This window comes from Actinomyces urogenitalis DSM 15434, assembly GCF_000159035.1.
GTDB classification, from domain to species: domain Bacteria; phylum Actinomycetota; class Actinomycetes; order Actinomycetales; family Actinomycetaceae; genus Actinomyces; species Actinomyces urogenitalis.
The window spans coordinates 37,118-41,083 of record NZ_DS999574.1 but is presented as its reverse complement, the minus strand read 5'-3'; the positions used below and the strand labels follow the sequence as shown (position 1 = coordinate 41,083).

At 70.6% G+C, this 3,966-nt stretch carries 3 protein-coding genes and 1 pseudogene; 2 read left to right on the top strand and 2 right to left on the bottom strand.

Annotated features, from left to right (window positions below; all coding sequences use genetic code 11):
* Both HMPREF0058_RS00155 and groL read left to right on the top strand, forming a co-directional pair.
* Nucleotides 1–1,127, top strand: a 1,127-nt coding sequence (locus HMPREF0058_RS00155) for a hypothetical protein (RefSeq protein WP_006547608.1), incomplete at its 5' end; no start/stop codon positions are given.
* 286 nt (nt 1,128–1,413) lie between these two features.
* Nucleotides 1,414–3,033: a chaperonin GroEL gene (gene groL / locus HMPREF0058_RS00150; protein WP_006547606.1), complete on the top strand. Its 1,620-nt coding sequence runs from the start codon at nt 1,414–1,416 to the stop codon at nt 3,031–3,033.
* 110 nt (nt 3,034–3,143) lie between these two features.
* On the opposite strand, the gene HMPREF0058_RS00145 is transcribed toward groL, so the two are convergent.
* Both HMPREF0058_RS00145 and HMPREF0058_RS00140 read right to left on the bottom strand, forming a co-directional pair.
* Complete coding sequence (locus HMPREF0058_RS00145) at nt 3,144–3,437, bottom strand: WXG100 family type VII secretion target (protein WP_006547605.1); 294 nt, start codon at nt 3,435–3,437, stop codon at nt 3,144–3,146.
* A 140-nt stretch (nt 3,438–3,577) separates the two neighbouring features.
* Nucleotides 3,578–3,966 (bottom strand): annotated as a pseudogene (locus tag HMPREF0058_RS00140) (hypothetical protein); the annotation flags it as partial.

The window sequence follows — 3,966 nt, the reverse complement described above, 5'->3', positions numbered from 1 at the left end:
CGCTGGCGCACAGCGCCCCGAGCGACTTGCTTGCCCTGACCGGCCCGAGCCTGGCCACCTCCCACGGCGGGCCTGGCGGCCAGGCGGACGTGGATCGCTTCGCTCCGGGCGCGGTGGTGTCGGCGCCGGTGTCCTACTGGCGGTACGTCTGGACTCGCGACGCCTCCTTCGCTGCGGCGGCCTACGGCGCTGTCGGCCTGTTCGACGAGTCTCGCCAGGTACTCAGCCACTTGGCGAGACTCCAGGAGGGTCTCGGCAGCGGGACGTGGCGTGCTGGACAGCACGAGGTCCGGCGCCCGCTTGAGGCGCGTTACACGGCTGACGGCGGTGTGCCCGATGACCGGGCGGCCCAGCTCGACGGCGTCGGCTGGCTCCTGTGGGCGGCCGGGCGCCTGGCTGATGACCTTGAGGCCTCAGGCCGTGACCCGGAGGAGGTCCGCTCCTTCCTCGCTCCTGTGGAGGCCGTGGCTGCACGCTCGGCCAGCCACCTCATGTGGCTGACCCCGGGGCCTGGCTACCTGCCGCCGGCCTCCCCCGACTACTGGGAGGTCAGCGAGACCCGGTTGACACTTGGAACCGCTGCGCCGGTCCTGCTCGGGCTGGAGGCGGCCGCCCGCCTGTGCTCGCTGGGGCTCGACCTGCAGGTGGGGCCGGATGTCCTGCAGGCGCGCGTGGGGCAGGTCCGCGAGGCGATGACGCGCGCTTTCGCCCCGCACTGGGGGCGCCATGAGGGACGCGACGACGTCGATGCGGCGCTCACGCTCGTCCTGCCACCTTTCACGCAGGCCCTGGACGGGGCGCTGGAGGTGCGCCGGCAGGCCTGGCAGCGGATGCAGCGTCCGGCCGGCGGCGTAGCGCCAGGCTCATCCTGGCGCCAGGACGGCATCTCCTGGACGCCGCAGACTGCGCTGCTGGCCTGGTCCGGGCTGGCGCAGGCGCAGCGTGATCCGCAGCTGGGGCGCGAGGGGGAGATCCTGCTGGACTGGCTGGAGGGTCATCGCACGAGTGTCGGGGCGCTGCCGGAGAAGGTACGGGCGGATGGTCGGCCCGCCGGTCCGGCTCCGCTGGCCTGGACCTGCGCCCTGGTGCTCCTGGCCGTGACGCAGGCACGCGGCCGCTCGGCGTAAGAGGCTCTGGACGGGGTCGGGCGCGGCCTGCCGGCAGCCGTTGTGTTTCGCCTCCAGCCGAGGGGCGTGGTCTGCGTCTTGCACTCGAGGGGTGAGAGTGCCAGAGTTGCGGTTAGCACTCGGGGCTGCCGAGTGACAGACCGGGACCCGGTCGCCAGGACGGCAGCCTCAGTGAGCACACCAGGTCGTCGGGTGAGGGCCGGGGCGGCGCGTGACAAGAACGTGCCATCTCGATCCGTCCGTCGCGGGCGCCAGTCGACCGTCCAACCCAAGTGGAGGAACCCACATGGCCAAGATCATTGCTTTTGACGAGGAGGCCCGCCGCGGCATGGAGCGGGGTCTGAACGCCCTCGCTGACACCGTCAAGGTCACCCTCGGCCCCAAGGGCCGCAACGTCGTGCTCGACAAGAAGTGGGGCGCCCCGACCATCACCAACGACGGTGTCACCATCGCCAAGGAGATCGAGCTCGAGGACCCCTACGAGAAGATCGGCGCCGAGCTCGTCAAGGAGGTCGCCAAGAAGACCGACGACGTCGCCGGTGACGGTACGACCACCGCGACCGTCCTCGCCCAGGCCCTGGTTCGCGAGGGTCTGCGCAACGTGGCCGCCGGCGCCAACCCGATCGCCGTGCGTCGCGGTATCGACAAGGCCGTGGCCACCGTCGTCGAGCGCCTGCTGTCCGACGCCAAGGAGGTCGAGACCCAGGACGAGATCGCGGCCACCGCCTCGATCTCCGCCGCTGACGAGCAGATCGGCGCCCTCATCGCCGAGGCTCTGGAGAAGGTCGGCCACGACGGCGTCATCACCGTCGAGGAGTCCAACACCTTCGGCCTCGAGCTTGAGGTCACCGAGGGTATGCGCTTCGACAAGGGCTTCATCTCCCCCTACTTCGTCACCGACGCTGACCGTCAGGAGGCCGTCCTGGAGGACGCCTACGTCCTGCTGGTCGAGTCCAAGATCTCCAACGTTAAGGACCTGCTGCCCCTGCTGGAGAAGGTCATGCAGTCCGGCAAGCCTCTGGCGATCATCGCCGAGGACGTCGAGGCTGAGGCCCTGGCCACCCTCGTGGTCAACCGCATCCGTGGCACCTTCAAGTCCGTGGCCGTCAAGGCTCCCGGCTTCGGCGACCGCCGCAAGGCGATGCTGCAGGACATGGCGATCCTGACCGGCGGCACCGTCATCTCCGAGACGGTCGGCCTCAAGCTGGAGAACGCCACCCTGGAGGACCTGGGTCAGGCCCGCAAGGTGGTTGTCACCAAGGACGAGACCACGATCGTCGAGGGCGCTGGGGACAAGGACGCCATCGAGGCCCGTGTCCAGCAGATCCGCAACGAGATCGAGAACTCCGACTCCGAGTACGACAAGGAGAAGCTCTCCGAGCGTCTGGCCAAGCTGGCTGGCGGCGTCGCCGTCCTGAAGTCCGGTGCGGCCACCGAGGTCGAGCTCAAGGAGCGCAAGCACCGCATCGAGGACGCCGTGCGTAACGCCAAGGCTGCCGTCGAGGAGGGCATCGTCGCCGGTGGTGGCGTTGCGCTCATCCAGGCCGCCGAGGCCCTCAGCTCTCTCCAGCTCGAGGGCGACGAGGCCACCGGTGCCTCGATCGTCAAGGTTGCCGTGGAGGCCCCGCTCAAGCAGATCGCCGTCAACGCTGGCCTTGAGGGCGGCGTCGTCGTCGACCGCGTGCGCAACCTGCCCACCGGTGAGGGCCTGAACGCCGCCACCGGCGAGTACGTCAACCTGCTGGCCGCCGGCATCGCCGACCCGGTCAAGGTCACCCGCTCCGCCCTGCAGAACGCCGCGTCCATCGCGGGCCTGTTCCTGACCACCGAGGCCGTTGTGGCGGACAAGCCGGAGCCCCCGGCTCCCGCCCCGGCTGGTGGCGAGGACATGGGCGGCATGTACTGATCGGTCGCCTGGCCACCGTCAGTCACTGACGCGATAGCGAAACGGGCCGTCCTCCTGCGGGAGGGCGGCCCGTTTCGCTATCGCTGGGCGGCACGGGTGGCCGGTGGCGGTCACCGGGCGCCGAAGCGGCCGACGTTGGCCGACTCGGCGTCGTCATAGGCCAGGGCGGAGGCGTCCAGCGCCTGGCTGATGGCGTCGAGACTGGCCTGGACCTGAGCCTGGGTCAGGTGCCAGTCTGCGGCGCAGGCGGCCATAGCGGCGCTGGCGCCGCCGGTCCAGGAGGCCTGGAGAGCGGCGATGTCGCCGTTCATCGCGTCCACCTCCGCCTGGATCGTGGCCACACGCGTGCGGGCTGCTGAGGCGGTGTCCAGGACCGCCTGGGTATCAACGGAGAAGAGAGGCATGAGCGCACCTTTCTGCAGGGCGCCGCTTGTCGGCGCTGGTGCGTTCCAGGCTAGGGAGAACGGGCCCGACGCCGCAGGGCGCCTGTGGAGGGTCACTTATGCCCCTGTCACGGGGCCGGCCTGTGGAGCCCGGGCGAGGTCTAGGCCTGGTGCCCAGCGCCGTCGTCGATGATCTCCTCGGTGATGGGCTGGAACTCGCCCGTCCGAGCCTCGCGCAGGATCTTGGCCTCCTCGACCTTGGCGCGCAGCTTCTCGGCCAGGCGCAGGCGCGCAGCCTCTGCCATCGACTGACGGTCGACGACGGGCACTCCGCCGGTGGGCGTGAGCGAGGCGGCCTCGGCCCCGGCAGGCGCGGTGGTCACGCGTGGGGTGCTCATGAGCCGGTCGATGTCTGCCACGCAGGACTCCATCGAGGTGGTGTGGGACAGGTCCTCGTGGCCAGGCACGGGAGGAGGTGTCGGGGCGGCCGGGGCCGACGGCGTGACTGGAGCAGCTCCAGGCCGTGGCACGCCGGCAGCGGGCGTGGGCG

Coding starts and splice junctions, on each gene's coding strand:
- groL (WP_006547606.1), top strand. CDS start 1,414: ATGGCCAAGATCATTGCTTTTGACGAGGAGGCCCGCCGCGGCATGGAG.
- HMPREF0058_RS00145 (WP_006547605.1), bottom strand. CDS start 3,437: ATGCCTCTCTTCTCCGTTGATACCCAGGCGGTCCTGGACACCGCCTCA.